At 72.5% G+C, this 18,023-nt stretch carries 8 protein-coding genes; 2 read left to right on the top strand and 6 right to left on the bottom strand.

Annotation, left to right across the window (positions count from 1 at the left end; genetic code table 11):
- Positions 1–218: 218 nt before the first annotated feature.
- Both ACFP2V_RS01030 and ACFP2V_RS01025 read left to right on the top strand, forming a co-directional pair.
- Complete coding sequence (locus tag ACFP2V_RS01030) at positions 219–2,369, top strand: MMPL family transporter (protein WP_381204364.1); 2,151 nt, start codon at positions 219–221, stop codon at positions 2,367–2,369.
- A 10-nt stretch (positions 2,370–2,379) separates the two neighbouring features.
- Entirely contained in the window at positions 2,380–4,365 is a 1,986-nt protein-coding gene (locus ACFP2V_RS01025; protein WP_381204363.1) for an ABC1 kinase family protein, read from the top strand.
- A gap of 606 nt (positions 4,366–4,971) precedes the next feature.
- On the opposite strand, the gene ACFP2V_RS01020 is transcribed toward ACFP2V_RS01025, so the two are convergent.
- From ACFP2V_RS01020 to ACFP2V_RS00995, 6 genes are all read right to left on the bottom strand, one after another.
- Entirely contained in the window at positions 4,972–5,760 is a 789-nt protein-coding gene (locus ACFP2V_RS01020) for an ABC transporter permease (protein ID WP_381204362.1), read from the bottom strand.
- Positions 5,757–6,713, bottom strand: a complete 957-nt coding sequence (locus ACFP2V_RS01015) for an ATP-binding cassette domain-containing protein (RefSeq protein ID WP_381204361.1) — start codon at positions 6,711–6,713, stop codon at positions 5,757–5,759. The genes ACFP2V_RS01020 and ACFP2V_RS01015 overlap by 4 nt, the downstream gene beginning before the upstream one ends.
- Complete coding sequence (locus ACFP2V_RS01010; RefSeq protein ID WP_381204360.1) at positions 6,710–7,294, bottom strand: DUF3995 domain-containing protein; 585 nt, start codon at positions 7,292–7,294, stop codon at positions 6,710–6,712. The genes ACFP2V_RS01015 and ACFP2V_RS01010 overlap by 4 nt, the downstream gene beginning before the upstream one ends.
- A 49-nt stretch (positions 7,295–7,343) precedes the next feature.
- Complete coding sequence (locus ACFP2V_RS01005; RefSeq protein ID WP_381204359.1) at positions 7,344–8,612, bottom strand: cytochrome P450; 1,269 nt, start codon at positions 8,610–8,612, stop codon at positions 7,344–7,346.
- A gap of 61 nt (positions 8,613–8,673) precedes the next feature.
- Positions 8,674–12,645 (bottom strand): amino acid adenylation domain-containing protein, encoded by a 3,972-nt coding sequence (locus ACFP2V_RS01000; RefSeq protein ID WP_381204358.1) that lies wholly within the window; start codon positions 12,643–12,645, stop codon positions 8,674–8,676.
- On the bottom strand, positions 12,642–18,023 hold a 5,382-nt coding region (locus tag ACFP2V_RS00995; RefSeq protein ID WP_381204357.1), incomplete at its 5' end, for an amino acid adenylation domain-containing protein. The genes ACFP2V_RS01000 and ACFP2V_RS00995, both read right to left, overlap by 4 nt.

Genomic DNA, 18,023 nt, shown 5'->3' with positions numbered 1-18,023 from the left:
GCGCTGCGGACGCCAGGACTGTCGCACCGGGTCGCGCTGCGGACATCAGGACTGTCACACCGGACCCGGAGCGCGGGCAACGGCCCTGGCAGGTTCTTGCCGCGTTGGCGGCTCGCCGTCGTCGGCGGCGGAACACGGCGGCCAGACTGCGGGGAGAACCGGCGACCCCCATGCGTTGGCCCCGGTATCCCCCAGCTCAGGAAGCACGAAGGAGCACCATGTTCGGACGGATAGGGCGGTCCGCCGTCAACCGGCCCTGGCTGACGATCATCGCCTGGATCATCGCGACCGTCGCCGCTGTCGCGCTCGCGCCGCAGTTGAAGAGCACCAACGACCAGGCGGACTTCCTGCCGTCCCACTACGAGTCGGTACGCGTCACGGAGCTGCAGCAGCGCGCGTTCCCGATGGCGGAGCAGCCCTCCGCCATCGCGGTGTTCCAGCGCGCGGACGGGGGCAGGCTCGCGCCGGCCGACCTGGCGGAGGTGACCCGGATCGCCGGGGCCCTGCAGGCGGAGGGCTACGCCAAGGTGAAGTCGGTCCTCGCGAGCCCCGAGGCGGTCTCGCCCAACGGCAGGGTGGCGCTGGCGAGCGTCTTCGCCACGACGAAGAACCACTACGACCAGACGCTCTTCGAGTCGGTGAAGCAGCTCCGGGCGGACGCCAAGCCGCTGCTGGCGAAGACCGGCCTGAGCATGGGGGTGACCGGGCCGACCGCCAGCGGGCTGGACAACCTCGAGTCCTCCGGCGACACCGACGCGATGATCATGCTGGCGACCCTGGTGCTGATCGTGGTGCTGCTGCTGGTGATCTTCCGCAGTCCGCTCATCGCGCTGCTGCCGGTCCTGCTGATCCTTCTGGTGTTCGTCGTGGCCACCGGACTGATCGCGACCGCCGCCGAACTCGGCGGGCTCAAGGCCGACAACTCGGTCTCCGCCATCCTCATCGTGGTGCTGTTCGGCGTCGGCACCGACTACATCCTGTTCCTGCTCTTCCGGTACCGCGAGCAGCTGCGGGCGGGGCAGGCGCCCAAGCAGGCCATGACCGACGCGGTGGCCCGGGTCGGCGAGACCATCGCCTCCGCGGCCGGCGCGGTCATCGTCGCCTTCCTCGCCCTGGTGCTCTCCACCATGGGCATGCTGCGTGCCATGGGCCCGTCGCTGGCCATCGCCGTGGCCGTCACCCTGCTGGCCTCCCTCACCCTCGTACCCGCCGTCTTCTCGCTGCTGGGCACCAAGGCGTTCTGGCCCTCCAAGGCGTGGAAGAAGCAGCCCAAGAGCGTCCTCGCCGGCCGGCTCGGCACCCTCGTCTCGCGGCGGCCCCGCCTCCTCGCGGGCCTTTCCGGCGGCCTGCTGGCCGTCATGAGCGTGGCCGCGTTCGGCTTCAGCGCCGAGTTCGACAGTGAGAGCTCGCTGCCGCGGAACCTGGAGTCCGTACAGGCGTCCGAGGACCTCAGGCGCGGCTTCTCCGCCGGGCAGACCGACCCCTCCCTGGTGCTCGTCGCCTCCAAGGACGGCTCCCGGCTCGACCCGGCCGGCCTGGAGACGTTCCGCGAAAAGCTCTCCGGGGTCGGGGGCGTCGGTGACGTCTCGCCGGCCATGCTCGGCACCGCCGGGGACACGGCGCAGTTCAGCGTCGTCCTGGACTTCCGCCCCGCCGAGGAGGCGGCCATCGACCTGGTCTCCGGAGACCTGCGCGACACCGCGCACCGGGTGGCGCCCGAGGGCACCGAGGCGCTCGTCGGCGGCACCAGCGCGGTCCTCGCGGACATCCGCACCGCCGTCGAACACGACTACTCGCTGGTGTTCCCGATCGCCGGCATCGCCATCATGGTGATTCTCGGACTCCTGCTGCGCAGCGCCGTCGCACCCTGGTACCTGATCGTGGCCGTGGGCCTCGGGTTCGGTGCCACCCTCGGCTCGGCCGTCCTGGTCTTCCAGCAGATCAAGGGCGAGAACGGGCTGATGTTCGCGCTGCCCGTGTTCGTCTACCTCTTCGTGGTGGCGATCGGTACCGACTACAACATCCTCATGGTGGCCCGCCTCCGCGAGGAGATCGCCCGGGGCAGGACCCAGCAGGAGGCCGTCCGGCTCGCCGTGACCCACTCGGCGCCCACCATCGGGGCCGCCGCCGTCATCCTGGCCGGCACCTTCGGCGTCCTGATGCTGGCCGCCAACAGCATGCTCCAGCAGATGGGCTTCGCGGTGTCGTTCGGCATCCTGATCACCGCCTTCGTGATGGCGCTCGTGCTGGTACCGGCGGTCACCTCGCTGCTCGGCGAACGGGCCTGGTGGCCGGGCAGCGACGGTCGGAGGCCGGCGGAAGGCGACGACGTCGCGCCGGCGCCGGCACCCGAGCCGGCCACGACGTGACCTGCTCACGTTGACCGCGTTCGTCATCGTCCTGACCGCTGTGGGCACCATCGCCCTCGGTCTGGTGGTACTCGGTTTCGGGGCGCGCAGACTGCTCGGTCTGCGGATCGGCGTGCTGCGCTCCCTGCTCACCGGATGCACCGGGCTGCTCACCACCGGACTGGTGAGTTCCGCGATGGGGCCCGCCGCGGCGGGCACCGTGCTGGTGACCGTCCAGGTGGGCTGCGCCCTGCTGGCCGCCATGACCTTCCTGGCTCTGTCCGAGGCGGTGGTGCCCAGCGGGTCGGTCGGCGGCATCGTCCGCTGGCCCCGCTCCGTGAAGCGCCGGGTGGCACGCACCCAGCGCTTCACGGAGCTCAGCAGGATCGCCCTCCGGCACGGGCTGGGCCGCCTCCCGCGGCTGTCCGGCCTGACCGGCCCGGCGACGAGCGCCACCCGGACGGAGCACGCCCGCGCCCTGCGGATGGCCCTGGAGGAGGCGGGCACCACCTTCGTCAAACTCGGCCAGGTGCTCTCCACCCGCTACGACCTGCTGCCCGCCGAGTTCATCGACGAACTGAGCCTGCTCCAGTGCGCGGCGGCCGCCGAGCCCTGGGACGACATCGAGCGGGTGCTCACCGAGGACCTCGGAGCCCCGCCGGGTGAGGTGTTCGCCGAGTTCGGCACCGTGCCGCTGGCGGCCGGCTCCGTCGCCCAGGTGCACCGGGCACGGCTGCGGGACGGCCGGGCGGTCGCCGTCAAGGTGCAGCGCCCCCGGGCCCGCCAGGTGGTGGAACGCGACCTGGACATCCTCCTGCGGATCGCCCGGAGGACCGGCGAACGCACCGCGTGGGGCCGCTCCGTCGGAGTCACCGGACTGGTCCGGGGCTTCGCAGCCTCCCTCCGGGAGGAACTCGACTTCCGCACCGAGGCCCGCACCACCCGGGAGGTCTTTGCCGCGCGGGAGGCCGATGCCGGACAGCACCCGTCGGAAGATCCGGCCCCACGCCCGGCAGTGAGGATCCCCGCCGTCCACGACGGTCCGACCACCGCCCGCGTGCTGGTGGTGGAGTGGCTGGACGGGGTGACGCTCGACAGGGCCGCCGAGTCCGCCGACGCCCGCGGATTCGACCGGACGGCGCTCGCCGGAGCGTTGCTGGACTGCGTCCTCGCGCAGATCATGACCGACGGCGTCTTCCACGCCGATCCGCACCCGGGCAACATCATGCTGCTGGACGACGGACGACTGGGACTGCTGGACTTCGGATGCGCCGGCCGTATCGACAGGGTGCTGCGTTCGGCACTGCGCGACCTGCTGGTCGCGATCCACCGCAACGACCAGCAGGCCCTCTGCGACGCGCTGCTGGAACTGGTGGAGCACCGGCCGGAACCGGCCGACGAGAACCGGCTGGCCCGTGACCTGGGCCGGTTCATGGCCCGGCACCTGGTTCCGGGGACCCGGCCGGACCGGGACATGTTCGCCGCGCTGTTCGCGCTGGTGACCAGGTACGGGCTCGTCGTGCCCGGCGAGATCGCCGCCGTGTTCCGCTCCCTGTCGACACTGGAAGTGTCCCTCGGCCGGCTGGTCCCCGACTACGACATCATCGCCGAGGCCCGCCGGTTCGCGACCTCCCAGGTCCGGCGGAAGCTGGCCCCGGGGAGCCTTGGACGGGCCGCCGCGGGCGAGATGCTCACGCTGCTGCCGGTCCTGCGCCGGCTGCCGCGCCGGGTGGACCGCATCACGGAGGCCCTGGAGCAGGGACGGCTGAGCGTGAACGTCCGGGTGCTGGCCGACGAACGTGACCGCGACTTCGTCCGTGGCATCGTCCACGACGTGCTGTTGGCCTTCAGCGGCGGCGCGGCCGGGGTGGTCGGGGTGATGCTGCTGCAGACGTCCGGGGGACCGGAGATCACCCCGTCGGTCGGACTGTTCGAGGTGCTCGGGTGCAATCTGCTGCTCGTCGCCTCGGTACTGACGCTGCGGGTGCTGTTCTCGCTCTCCCGCGGCCGCCGCTGACCTCGGCCACCCGGGCTCGCCGCATGCCCGCGGCCCGGCTCCGCCGGGACGCCACCGGTCCCGCCCCGAGCCCCGCGGGTCGGGCTCCGGCCCGGTACGGCGGACCGCCGGGCAGGGAACGGAGGCGGCCAGGAAACGCAGTCCGCAGCGGGTGCGCCCCGCCCGGCGGGCGCCCGGGACCGGGTCGGCTGCGGAAGATGCCGGCCTCTCGGCCCGCACCGGGCGCTCCCGGATGCCGTAGCCGCCGAACTCCCTTGCGGTGTGCGTGGAGTCGCGGTGCGTGCGGGTCGGCCGTGTGCGCCTACCCGCTGCCCGCGCGGGTTTGCCGTCCACGCCGCGTGCCCGGCCGGGAAATCCCGGTCGGGCGTTTCACGTGGAGTCGTTGTGCGTGTGGGTTGGCCGTGTGCGTGGAGTCGCCGTGTGCGCCCACCCGCCGCTCGCGCGGGCTTGCCGTCCACGCCCCGTGCCCGGCCGGGAAACCGCGGCCGGGCAATCCCGGTCGGGCGTTCCACGGGGAGTCGCCGTCCACGCACGATGCCCGGCCGGGCAATCCCGGCCGGGCAATCCCGGCCGGGCAATCCCGGCCGGGCATGGGGGCGGGTGTCCTCAGCGGGCGGTCGCCGTGCTGTAGGCGCGGCCCGACATCGGGATGACCACGGCGAGGATGGTACCGATCAGGAGCAGCGACATCGCGATGGGGTGCTCGGCCGGCAGTCCCGTGCCGAGGCCCACGGTGGGGTTGCCGAAGAGCTGCCTGCAGGCGGTGACCACCATGCTGACCGGGTTCCACTCGGCGACGACCCTCAGCCAGGTCGGCAGCCCGTCCGGCGGGACGAACGCGTTGGACAGGAACACCAGCGGCATCATCGCCATGAACGCCAGGGCGTTGACCGATTCGGTGCTGCGCAGCGCCAGACCGAGCAGCGCGCCGAGCCACGACATGGCGAAGCCGAGCAGGAGCAGCAGCCCGAACGCCGCGAGGGCCTTGGGCAGTCCGTTGTGGATGCGCCAGCCGATGAGATAGCCGACCCCGGCCATCAGGATGCAGGACCAGGCGGCGAGCGCCATGTCCGCGGTGGTACGGCCGATCAGTACCGCGGAGCGGGAGATCGGCAGTGAGCGGAAGCGGTCCACCAGGCCGTTGCTCAGGTCCCCGACGACGCCCAGGGCCGTCTGGGAGATGTTGGCCATCATCACCTGGATGAAGATGCCCGCCATGATGTATTCCTGGTAGCTGCCGCCCTCCACCGTCATGGCACTGCCGAAGAGCATGCCGAAGATCAGCACGAAGGCGATCGGCATGATGGTGACGCTGATCAGCTGCTCGGGTATGCGGTAGATGTGCCGGAAGTGACGGCCCACCAACGCCCGTACGTCACTCAGTGTCTCGGTCACGCCGAATCCTTCTCCCTGGCCGTCCGGCCGGTCAGCGTCATGAAAACATCGTCGAGCGAAGGGCGCCGAACGGCGAACTCCGCTATGTCGATGCCGAGTTCCTCCACCGCCGCGGCTGCGGCGGCGACACCGCCCATCCCGTCGGGCAGCGGCACCGACACGGTGCGGCCGTCCTCGGAGACGGACGGGGTGGTCGCGAGCCGGGCGCCGATCGCGGCCACCACCCGGGAGGTGTCCTCGGCGGCGAGCGCGGCGACCTCGAGGCGCTCGTTGCCGACCTTCTGCTTCAGCTGGTCGGCGGTGCCGTCGGCGATCACCTTGCCGGAGTCGATGACCACGATGCGGTCGGCGAGCTGGTCGGCCTCTTCCAGATACTGGGTGGTCAGCAGGACGGTGACGCCCTTGGCCACCTGCTCCCGGATCATCCCCCACAGCACGAGCCGGCTGCTGGGGTCGAGTCCGGTGGTCGGCTCGTCGAGAAAGAGGACCGGCGGGTCGACCATCAGACTGGCCGCCAGGTCCAGCCGCCTGCGCATGCCGCCGGAGTACGTCCGTACCACCCGGTCGGCGGCGTCGGAGAGTTCGAACCGCTCCAGCAACTCGTCCGCCTTCCGGCGCGACGGGCCCTTGCCCAGGTGCAGCAGGGTGCCGATGAGCCGCAGGTTCTCGCGGCCGGTGAGCCGTTCGTCGAGGGCCGCGTACTGGCCGGTGAGGCCGATCCGGCGGCGTACCTCCTTGGGCTGGGCGAGGGCGTCGAATCCGGCGACCGTCGCCCGGCCCTCCTCGGGCCGGAGCAGGGTGGCCAGGATGCGGACGGTGGTGGTCTTGCCCGCACCGTTGGGGCCGAGGAGTCCGAGGACCGTCCCCTCGGGCACGGAGAGGGACACCCCGCTCAGCGCCTCGTGCCCCTTGTAACTCTTGCGGAGACCCTCGGCCTCGATGGCGTTCGTCACGAGTTCACCTCGATCGTTGAAGGGGCCCTTCGGGTCCGTCCGTCCGACTGCGGGACATCGGTCCCGGGGGCGGGCGAACGGCGGGGGCGGCGGCGCAGGTGGAGGCCGGCGAGCGCCAGCGAAGCGCCCCAGACGAAGAACACGGGATACCAGTAGAAGTTCCAGGGACCGAAGGAGGCGGCCACTTCCGCGCTCGGCTCGACCCTGCCCACGGCGACGAAGAACCGCAGGTAGCCGTAGCCGAGTCCCCACAGGGCGAGCCCGGTGCCGCCGATCAGGGCCGCCCCGACGCGGAGCCACCGGGGAAAGAAGTCCCCCCAGGGCCGGAAGAGGGCGGTGGTCGCGAGGGCGGCGAGAGCGGCGGCCACTCCCATGCCCCAGAAGGCGATCATGCGCTGCCAGGCCACGTCCGGCACCGACTCGGGGGTGTCGGGGTAGGCGACCATGATCCCCAGCCCCCACCACAGGTGCGGCAGGGCGTAGGCGAGCCCGGCGATCAGCGCGCAGTACCCGACGGCCCGCTCCCATCGGGAAACCGGGACCACGGACGCCGGCGTGGCATCCTCTCGTGCCTTCGACATCGTCTTCCTCTTCCTTCTCATCGGGACCTGCGGGCGCGGCGGACGGCCCTCAGCTCCACTGGGCGAGCCCTTCACGGTCCGCCTCGAAGCGGACGGGCATGCTCTCCAGGCCGCTGAGGAAGTTGGAGAACACCGGCTCCACCGGGCCGTTGGGCTCGATGCGGTCCGCCACGGCCCGCAGTCCGTCGAGCATGGCGTTGATCTCGACCCGGCCGAGGAACGCACCGAGGCAGAAGTGCGGCCCGTAGCCGAACGACACGTGCTTGTTGGGGGTGCGGGCCAGGTCGAACGTCTCGGGGGCGTCGAAGACGTCCTCGTCCCGGTTGGCGGAGGTGTTCCACAGGGTGACGATGTCGCCGGCGGCGATCCGCTGCCCCGCGACCTCGACGTCCCGCAGCGCCCGGCGGCCGAAGTGCATGCCCGGGGTCGTCCAGCGCAGCACCTCCTCCACGGCGCTCTCCACCGTCACCTCGCCCTGCTTCAGCGCGTTCCACTGCTCCGGGTGACGCATCAGTGCCTGCACCCCGCCGATCATCGACAGCCGGCTGGTCTCGTCGCCGCCGATGATCAGGCTGTAGCAGTTCAGGACGATCTCGTCCTCGTCGAGCGGCTTCCCGTCGATCCGGCCGGTGGCCAGCACGCTGATGACGTCGTCGACCGGGTTCCTCCTGCGCTCCTCGGCGAGCTCACCGAAGTACAGAAGGATCTCGTTGCGGGCGAGCCAGGAGTCCTCGGCACTGGTGTCGGCCGTACTGGAGCTGAGTGCCTGCTTGTTGAGGCCGAGCAGGAAGGCGCGGTCCGCCTCGGGGACGCCCAGCAGGTCGCAGATGGTGGCGATCGGGATGTGCTCGGCGACGTCCCGAGCGAAGTCCGCCTCGCCCCGCTCCACCGCGGTCCCGAGGAGCATGCGGGTGCGCTGCACGACCTGCTCCGAGATGTGCCGCAGGGCGCGCGGCGAGAACGACTTGAGCATCAGCTTGCGGATCGCCGCGTGCCGGGGGCCGTCGGTGACCGCGAGCATCTTGCCCGCCGCGGAGTCACTGCCGTGCAACAGCGTGACCAGCAGGTTCCCTCGCTCGGAGGTGAAGTTGTCGTCGTCCTTGTACACCTTCATGATGTCGTCGTACTTGGACAGGACCCAGAATTCGGGTCCCGCCGCGGTCGCCGGATGACGGTGCACCGGGCGCTCGGCGCGGAACCGGCGCCACATGGCGTGGACGTCGGTCGTCTGATAGGTCCGGGGATCGGTCAGGTCGAAGCTGTCGAGCTCACGGTCCTCGACGTCGGCTCCGCCCAGTGCCGCGGTGGCGCTGGTCATAGGGGCTTGCTCCAAGTGGGTGCGCTGTGGCGGGTCGTCGGCACGGTGGTGCTCCGGCGGTTCACCGGAGCTCGCGCAACTGCGCGGCGAGCGCCCGGCCGATCTCGCCGATGGGCCCCGGCCGGGTCAGCTCGTTGTGCCCGCAGTCGACGACCTGGATGTCGACCCGCCCCTCCACGAAGGGCCGCCACGCCGCGGCCATCGCCTGCGGGGAGGCATGGTCCCGGCCTGCGACGGTCAGCATGACATCGCCACGGACGATGCCCAGTAGACCAGGGCCGTACGGGTGGATGATGCTCCTCGACATGTTGGTGCCAACACGGGCGAGCGCGCTGATATGGCGCTTTTCCAGGCCGGCGAGCGCACTGTCCCCGGCCCGCAGGACCTCCATCACCCGTTCGTACACCAGCGGCTCGGCCGGGTCGCGGTCCCCTGCCCGGCCGCTGAGGTCCAACAGCGTCGCCAGCACGTCCTGTTCGTCGTACGCGAGACCCGCGTGCTCCTCGGAGGGGATGTCCGGGTCGGTGTCCAGCACGGCCAGCAGCCCGACCTGCTCGCCCGCCTCCTGGAGCCGGGTGGCGATCATGTGCGCGAGGATTCCACCGAGGGACCAGCCCACCAGGTGGTAGGGACCGGACGGCTGGACGCCGCGGATCCGGTCGAGGTAGTCGTCGGCCATCTCCTGGATGGAGGAGGGCAGTTCCTCGTCGCGGGCGAGCCCTCGCGCCTGGAGCGCGTAGATCGGGTGGTCGGCCGGGATGTGCCGCAGCAGGCCCGAGTAGCCCCACCCGATACCGGCCCCGGGGTGCAGGCAGAACACGCCCGGTTTCGAGCCGCCGGGCCGCAGGGGCAGCAGCACGTCGAACGGGTCGTGGTCGGAGCCGGCGGTGAGCTCGGCGGCCAGTGCGGCCACGGTCGGGTTCTCCAGCAGGCTGCGCACCGAGAGCCGCACGCCGAACGCGGCCCGCGCCCGGCTGATCACCCGGGTCGCGAGCAGCGAGTGCCCGCCGAGATCGAAGAAGTTGTCGTCGACGCCGACCCTGGGCAGCGAGAGCACCTCGGCGAACAGACCGCAGAGCACCTCCTCCTCGGGGGTACGGGGCGCCCCGCTGCCCAGCGCCCCGGTGAACTCGGGGTCGGGCAGCGCCCTGCGGTCCAGCTTTCCGTTCGGCATCAGCGGAACCTCGTCCAGCCGTACGAACGCGGCGGGCACCATGTACTCGGGGAGCGTGCCGGCCAGACCGGCCCGCAGCGCGTCCGGTTCCAGGCAGCCGGCCGGCCCGGCCGGGTCCGCCGGGACGACGTAGGCCACGATCATCCGGTCGCCCCCGGCGTTCTCCCGCACCACCGACACCGCACGGCCGACACCGGGCAGCGCGGCGAGCGCCGACTCGACCTCGCCGAGTTCGACGCGGAAGCCGCGGATCTTCACCTGGTCGTCGGCGCGGCCGAGGTACTCCAGAGTGCCGTCGCCGGTCCACCGCGCCAGGTCCCCGGTGCGGTACATCCGCTCGCCGGGCCCGCCGTACGGGCAGGCGGTGAACCGTTCGGCCGTCAGTGCCGCACGGCCCAGGTAGCCGCGGGCCAGACCGTCCCCGGCCACGTAGAGCTCACCCGGTACGCCGACGGGCACGGGGCGCAGCGTGTCACCCAGTACGTAGACCCTGGTGCCGCGGACCGGCCGGCCGATGGGCGGAGTGCCGCCCCCCGCGGTCAGGGGCTCGCTGAGGGTGGCCGCGACGGTGGCCTCGGTCGGCCCGTAGGCGTTGACCATGCGGCGGCCCGGCGCCCAGCGGTCCACGAGTTCGGCGCCGGTGGCGTCGCCGCCGACGACCAGGGAGCGGAAGTCGGCCAGCCCTTCCACGGGCACGGTGGCGAGCGCCGCCGGCGGCACCAGGGCATGGGTCACCCGCTGCTCGCGCAGCACCTCGGCGAGGGCCTCGTCACCGAGCGGGCCGGGCGGGGGCACGACGAGCGCGGCCCCGGCCGGCAGCGCCGAGCACAGTTCCAGCACCGAGGCGTCGAAGCTCGGCGAGGCGAACTGGAGCACCCGGGCCGTGCCGTCCACGGCGAACCCTTCCGCCACCGCGGCGGAGAAGGCCGCCAGCCCGGTGTGCTGTACCACCACACCCTTGGGCCTGCCGGTGGAACCGGAGGTGTGGATGACGTACGCGGGATGACCGGGCAGCAGCGCGGCGGTGCGGTCGGAGTCGGCCAGGTCGTGGGCTGGCAGCGCGGCGAGCTCCCCGGTGACGGCCGGGTCGTCCAGCCGCAGCACCGGGAGCCCGGTCGGCGGCGTGCCCTGCGGCAGGGTGACACCGAAGGCGGTGACGGCGAGTACCGGCGCCGCGTCGTCGAGCATGAACGCGATGCGCTCGGCCGGATAGGACGGGTCCACCGGCAGGTAGGCGGCCCCGGACTTGAGCACCGCGAGCTGCGCCACCACGATGTCCACCGACCGGGGCAGCAGCAGGGCGACGATCCTCTCCGGCCCGGCCCCGCGCGCGGCCAGCAGCCGGGCGAGCCGGTTGGCCCGCTCGTTCAGCTCGGCGTAACGGAGCAGGACCCCCGGCGCGACGACGGCGTCGGCGTCCGGGGTGCTGCGGACCTGCTCCTCGAACAGTTCGGGGAAGGTCCGGGCCCGCGGCCCGTCGCCGTCGCGGCTCCATTCGTCGACGAGCCGCCGGTGCTCCTGGGGGGAGACGACGTCCAACCGGCCGACGGCCCGCTCCGGGTCCTCGACCACGGCCCGCAGCAGCGCCTCCAGACGGCCTCCCACCAGCCGCACGGTCTCGTCGGAGAACAGGTCGGGCCGGTAGCTCAGCCGCAGGTGGAGCCGGGGGCCGGGGACGGCCGCGAGACTCATCGGGTAGTGGTTGGCGTCCTCCCCCACCAGCCCGGTGACCCGCAGCTCGTCCGGGTCACCCGGGTCCTCGGCCGCCAGCGCGGACGGGTCGACGGGGTAGTTCTCCGTCACGGTGAGCGTGTCGAACAGCTCGCCGACACCCTCCTTCCAGCCGCCGAGGGACTGCACTTCGGTGAGGCTCAGCTGCTGGTGGCTCATGAGGCCGGACTGCTGCTTCTGCAGCCGGGCCAGGAGCCCGGCCAGCGATTCGGTGGGGTCGAGGGTGACCCGGACCGGCAGGGTGTTGATGAACAGCCCGATCATGTGCTCCACACCGGGCAGCTCCGGCGGGCGCCCGGAGACCGTACCGCCGAAGACGACGTCGTCCCGGCCGGTGAGGCGGCCCAGCAGCAGCCCCCACACGCCCTGCAGGACGGTGTTCAGCGTCAGACCGCTCCCGCGGGTCCGCGCCGCCAGCGCGGAGGTGAACTCCTCGGACAGGTCCAGCGTGTGATGGCGCGGCCGGACCGGCCGGCGGGGCGGGTCCGCGGGAGCCAGCAGGGTGGGCTCGCAGACGTCCCCGAGTACCTCGCGCCAGGCCTGCTCGCTCTGCGCCCGGTCCTGCTTGGCCACCCACGCCAGATAGTCGCGGTACGGCGTGACGTGCGGCATCCCGGACGGGTCGCCGTGCTGCCTGTACAGCGTGAAGAGCTCGCTGACCAGCAGCGGTGTGGACCAGCCGTCCAGCAGGATGTGGTGGTTGCTCACCACGAGCCGGTGCTCGCGCTCGCCGAGGCGCACCAGGGTGAAGCGCACCAGCGGCGGCCGGTTCAGGTCGAAGCGGCGCGCGCGGTCCTCGGCCAGGGCCCGTTCCAGCGCGGCGGGCCGCTCGTCCTGTGGCAGTCCGCCGAGGTCGACCTCCCGGTAGGGCGGCCGGACCCGGCTGCGGATCACCTGCACCGGGCGCTCCAGGCCCTCGTGCCGGAAGCCGGCGCGCAGACTGGTGTGCCGGGCGACGAGCGCGGCGACGGCGGCCGTCATCCGCTCGGTGTCCACGATGCCGGTCAGCTCCAGCACCAGCTGCACCGTGTAGACGTCCATCTCCTGCTCGTCGAGCAGGGCGTGGAACAGCAGCCCCTCCTGCAGCGGTGACAGCGGGAGTACGTCCTCGATCGCCGGCTTGGTCATCGGTTCCTCCAGTTGGTGCCGGCATCGGCGGCGTCGTGTCCGTTGTTCTGCTGGTTCCGCTGTTCTGCTGGTTCCGCTTGCGTCCCTCGGTCCTGGTGACCGTCGGACGCGTCAGAACCGTCGAAGTCGTCCTCGAAGTCGTCCTCGAAGTCGCCCTCGAGGTCGTCACCGAGCCCGTCGATGTCGTGCTGGCTCAGTGACACCAGCGGCAGGTCGGAAGGCGTCCAGCCGCCGGCCTCGGGAGCGGCCGCGTGCTCGGCGAGCATGCGCAGCATGCGGAACCACCCTTCGGCCAGCCCGGCCACGTCCTCCTCGCCGAGCAGGTCCCCGGCCCAGGTCCAGGTGGCCACGAGCCGCGGACCCTCGGGGCCGTCCTGGGTGAAGGCGTTGACCTCCAGCGGGTGCGCGAGCGGCATGGCGTCGTCGGAACCGCCGCCGAGCCCGCCGGACTCGGGGGCCGGGCCCCAGTCAGCGGCCTCGGCCGCTTCGCCGCCCCCGCCGAGCCGGCCCAGGTAGTTGAACCCGATCTGCGGCGGGGCGAGTTCGGCCAGGACGGTCCGGGTGTTCGGGTTGAGGTGGCGCAGCAGCCCGTACCCGAGCCCGTGGTCGGGCACCGCCCGCAACTGCTCCTTGACCTGCTTGAGCACCCTGCCCGCACCCGAGCCGGTGGCGGTGAGCTGCTCCCAGTCCTGGTGGCCGGTCTCCAGCCGCACCGGGTGGATCCCGGTGAACCAGCCGACCGTGCGCGACAGGTCGCAGACGGCGTCGCCGCCCGGTCCGGTCCTGCCGTGGCCTTCGAGGTCCACCAGTACGCCCTGGGTGTGGCGGCCCCGGCTCTCCTGCCACTCGGCGACGGCCAGCGCGAATCCGGTCAGCAGCACGTCGTTCACCCCGGCGTGGAACGCGGAGACGACGGAGGTCAGCAGCGGTTCGGTGTGCTCGCGGGCGAGGGACAGGGTGAGGGTGCGCGCGGTCGCCTGGGTGTCACGCGCCGGATCGAGCGGACGTTCGCCGAGCAGCGGTTCGCCGTCGGCCAGCATCGTCGTCCAGCGGCTCAGGTCGCCGACGCGTGCGGGCTTGCGGGCCTCCTCGTTCAGCAGGCGGGCCCAGGTACGGAAGGACGTGGGCACCGGTTCGAGCACCGGCTTCCCGCCGCCGGCCAGGGCGTGGTACGCCGCGGCCAGGTCGGGGGTGATGACCCGCCAGGAGACGCCGTCGACCACGAGGTGGTGGGCGATCAGCAGCAGCCGCCCCGGGTGGTCCGGCCCGGCGTCGAACCAGACCGCCTGGACCATGACGCCGTCCTCGGGCGAGAGCCGGTCCCACGCCGCGGTGGCGTGCTCCTCCAGGGCGCCGGCGAGCGTCTCGGCCCTGACCGGGCCGGACGGCAGCGCCACCCGGTGCAGCAGGTCGGCCGCGTCGGCCGTGCCACGGTCCGGGACCTCCAGCGACCAGCCGTCGGCGCCGCGCGTCAGCCGCGCCCGCAGCATGTCGTGGTGGTCCAGCAGCGTCTGCAGCGCGGCCGTCAGATGCCCGGCCGACGCACCCGCGGGGACCTGGAGCAGCGTCGACTGGTTGAAGCGGTCGACGGGGCCGCCGCGTTCCTCCAGCCAGCGGACGATCGGCGTCGCCCCCACGGTCCCGATCCCGGCGTCCGGGCCCTCGTCGGCCGTGCGGTCGACGACGGCGGCGACGGTGGCCAGCGCCTCGACCGTCTTGTGCTCGAAGATGTCGCGCGGGGTCAGGAGCAGCCCGGCCCTGCGGGCGCGGGCGACGAGCTGGATGGAGACGATGGAGTCGCCGCCCAGGTCGAAGAAGCCGTCGTCCACGCCGACGGCGGGCAGCCCGAGGACTTCCGCGAACAGGCCGCAGAGCAGCTCCTCGCGCTCGGTCCGCGCCGCGCGGCCTCCCGCCGCCGCGGCGAAGTCGGGGGCGGGCAGCGCCTTGCGGTCGAGCTTGCCGTTGGCGGTCAGCGGCAGGACGTCGAGCGTGACGAACGCCGACGGCACCATGTACTCGGGGAGCTGCGTACGCAGGTGCTTGCGCAGGTCCTCCGCCTCCGGGGCCCCGCTCTCCGCCTGCGGGACGACGTACCCGACGAGCTTGCGCCCGCCCGGCCGGTCCTCCCGTACGACGACGGCGACCTGGCCGACCTGCGGGTGCGAGGCGAGGCAGGCCTCGATCTCGCCGAGCTCGATGCGGAAGCCGCGGATCTTGACCTGGTGGTCGGCGCGGCCGAGGTACTCCAGCTCACCGTCCTTGGTACGGCGTGCCAGGTCGCCGGTGCGGTACATGCGGGTGCCGGGCGGGCCGTACGGGTCGGCGACGAAGCGCTCGGCGGTCAGGGCGTGCCGGCCGAGATAGCCGTCGGCCAGGCCCGCGCCGGCCACGTACATCTCACCGACGACACCGGCGGGGACCGGAGCGAGGCGCGCGTCGAGGACGTGCACCCGCAGATCCGGGATCGGCCGGCCGATGAGGCTGGCCGTCGCCGAGGCGGCGCCACCGGCATCCAGTGCGCGGTGGGTGACGTGGACGGTGGTCTCGGTGATGCCGTACATGTTGACCAGGCGGGGGGCGGTGTCGGGGTGGCGGTCGTACCACTCCTGAAGGCGCCGGAGGTCGAGGGCCTCGCCGCCGAAGATGACGTAGCGCAGCGCGAGTCGTGTGCCGAGGTCGGGGCGTTCGCTCTCGGTGCGCATCAGCTGGTAGAAGGCGGACGGGGTCTGGTTGAGGACGGTGACCTTCTGGTCGGCGAGCAGGGCCAGGAAGTCCTCCGGGGAGCGGGAGACCTCGAAGGGCACGACGACGAGGCGGCCGCCGTGCAGCAGGGGGCCCCAGATCTCCCAGACGGAGAAGTCGAAGGCGTAGCTGTGAAACAGCGTCCACACGTCGTCCGGTCCGAAGCCGAACCAGTGGTCGGTCGCGGTGAAGAGGCGGGCGACGTTGCGGTGGGGGACGACGACGCCCTTGGGGCGGCCGGTGGAGCCGGAGGTGTAGATGACGTAGGCGGCGGAGCCGGCGGACAGCGGGCCGCCGCGTTCGGTGTCCGACAGGTCGCCGTCGGGCAGGGCGTGCAGGCCGGAGTGTGTGTGGGGGTCGTCCAGGAGGAGGGTGGTCGCGTCGCCGTGGTCGATGCCGGAGAGGTCCACGCCGGTGGTGGTGACGATCAGGGCGGGGGAGGAGTCGGTGACCATGTGGGCGAGGCGGTCGGCGGGGTAGTCGGGGTCCATGGGGACGTAGGCGGCGCCGGATTTGATGACGGCGAGCAGGGCGGTGACGAGTTCGATGGATCGGGGCAGGGCGAGGCCGACGTATCGGCCGGGTCCGGCGCCGTCCGCGATCAGTCGGCGTGCCAGCCGGTTCGCGGTGGTGTTCAGTTCGCGGTAGGAGAGTGTCCGGTCGCCGCACACCAGGGCGATGGCGTCGGGGGTGCCGGCGGCGCGGTCCTCGAACAGTTCCGCCAGTGACGGTCCGTCCGTACCGGCCTCGTCCACCACCGCACCCGCACCGGCGAGAGCGGCATCCCACTCGGCCGCGTCCAGGACGTGCACGTCGCCGAGCGCACGGTCGGGCTCCTCGGTCCACGTGGACAGCAGCCGCACGAAGCGCTCGGCCAGGCTGCCGGCCGTGGACGGGTCGAAGAGGTCGACGGCGAACTCCAGAGCACCCGTGATCCCCGCGGCCGAACCCTCGGGGGTCCGCTGCTCGGTGAGGCTCAGCGCCAGGTCGTACTTGGCGACGCTGTGTTCGACCGGGTGACCGCCGAAGGTCAGCCCGGGCAGTTCCAGGCCGTCCGCGGCGGGGGCCTGGTTGTGGAAGGTCAGGTTGACCTGGAACAACGGGTGCCGGGCCGCCGAGCGCTCCGGGTTCATCACCTCCACGAGCCGCTCGAACGGAACGTCCTGGTGGGCGTAGGCGGCGAGGTCGGTGTCCCGGACCCGTGCCAGCAGTTCCCGGAAGGTCGGGTTGCCGGAGGTGTCGGTGCGCAGCACCAGGGTGTTGACGAAGAAGCCCACGAGGTCGTCGAGGGCGCTGTCGGTGCGTCCGGCGACCGGCGTGCCGATCGGGACGTCCGTGCCGGCCCCCATCTTGGTCAGCAGGGCGGCGGTGGCCGCCTGGAGGACCATGAACACGCTGGTACCGGTACGGCGTGCCAGCGTCGTGATCCGGGTGTGCAGCTCGGCGTCGAGTTCCAGCGGGACCAGGCCGCCGCGGTGGGAGGAACGCTGGGGCCGCGGCCGGTCGGCCGGCAGCGTCAGCTCCTCGGGGAGATCCGCGAGAGCGGTGCGCCAGTGTTCCAGCTGGGCCGACACCTTGCTGTCCGGGTCGTCCTCGCTGCCCAGCACGTCCCGCTGCCACAGCGTGTAGTCCGCGTACTGCACCCGCAGGGGCTCCCAGTCGGGGGTCCGCGCCAGGCGGCGCGCCGCGTAGGCGGTGGACAGGTCCCTGGCCAGCGGCGCCAGCGAGGCGCCGTCGGCGGCGATGTGGTGCACCAGCAGGTGGAGCACATGCCGGTCGGGAGCGAGAGCGAAGAGGTCCGCCTTCAACGGCACATCGGCCGTCAGGTCGAAGGCGTGGCCGGCCGCGGCGCTCAGCGCGCCGGGGAGCTCGGCCTCGGTGACCTCGGTGACCGGCAGTTCGAGGCCGAGGGCGGAGACGTCCAGCACCAGCTGGCGCGGGCGTCCGTCGGTGTCGGGGAAGACGGTCCGCAGGCTCTCGTGCCGGTCGACCACGTCACGCAGCGCGGCGGCGAGAGCAGCCCGGTCCAGATCGCCGGTCAGACTCAGCGCCAGCGGAATGTTGTACGCGGAGCCGGGCCCGTCGAAATGACCGAGGAACCACAGTCTGCGCTGGGCGAAGGAGAGCGGAACCTCCGCGGGGCGTTCGGCCGCGCGCACCGGGGGACGTACCCCGGACGCCGAGCCGAGCTGCCGGACGAGCGCGGCCACGGTCGGGTGCTCGAAGACGCTGCGCACCGGGAGCTCCACGCCGAGCTCGTCCCGGACACGGCTCGCGAGCCGGGTGGCCAGCAGGGAGTGGCCTCCGAGGTCGAAGAAGCCGTCGTCGACGCCGACGGTCTCCACCCCGAGCACCTCGGCGAACAGGTCGCAGAGCAGCGCTTCCTGGACGGTCCGGGGAGCCCGGCCCGCACCGGTGGCGGTGAGGTCGGGTGCGGGGAGTGCGGTGCGGTCGAGTTTGCCGTTGACGGTCAGGGGGAGGGCGTCGAGGGTGACGATCGCGGCCGGGATCATGTGCTCCGGCAGGGTGGTGCGGAGGGTGTCGCGGAGCGCTGTGGGGCCGGTGGGGGTGTTGGTGACGACGTAGGCGACCAGGCGGCGGTCGCCGGGGCGGTCTTCGCGGATGGTGACGGCGGC

This window comes from Streptomyces incanus (assembly GCF_042656345.1).
Taxonomy (GTDB): Bacteria; Actinomycetota; Actinomycetes; order Streptomycetales; family Streptomycetaceae; genus Streptomyces; species Streptomyces incanus.
This window is presented reverse-complemented; position numbering and strand designations above follow the sequence as displayed.